This window comes from Streptomyces sp. WAC05374 (genome assembly GCF_004353505.1).
GTDB lineage: Bacteria > Actinomycetota > Actinomycetes > Streptomycetales > Streptomycetaceae > Streptomyces.
The window spans coordinates 1-348 of sequence record NZ_SMNQ01000053.1 but is presented as its reverse complement, the minus strand read 5'-3'; the positions used below and the strand labels follow the sequence as shown (position 1 = coordinate 348).

Below are 348 nucleotides of genomic sequence, written 5' to 3'. Positions count from 1 at the left end.
TCGAGCAGTTGCGCCGGCACCGGGCGACCGGGTTCGGGCTGGAGAGCAAGAAGCCGTACACCGATGGTGTGATCACCGGTTGGGGCACGGTCGAGGGCCGGACGGTCTTCGTCTACGCGCACGATTTCCGGATCTTCGGCGGGGCGCTGGGCGAGGCCCACGCGACGAAGATCCACAAGATCATGGACATGGCCATCGCGGCGGGTGCGCCGCTGGTCTCCCTGAACGACGGTGCGGGGGCCCGTATCCAGGAGGGCGTCAGCGCCCTGGCGGGGTACGGCGGGATCTTCCAGCGCAACACGCGTGCCTCGGGTGTCATCCCGCAGATCAGCGTGATGCTCGGCCCGT

At 68.7% G+C, this 348-nt stretch carries 1 protein-coding gene; it reads left to right on the top strand.

Features of this window, described 5'->3' with window-relative positions:
* A partial coding sequence (locus E2B92_RS32500) for a carboxyl transferase domain-containing protein (RefSeq protein WP_327437508.1) occupies positions 1-348 on the top strand: 348 nt, incomplete at both ends.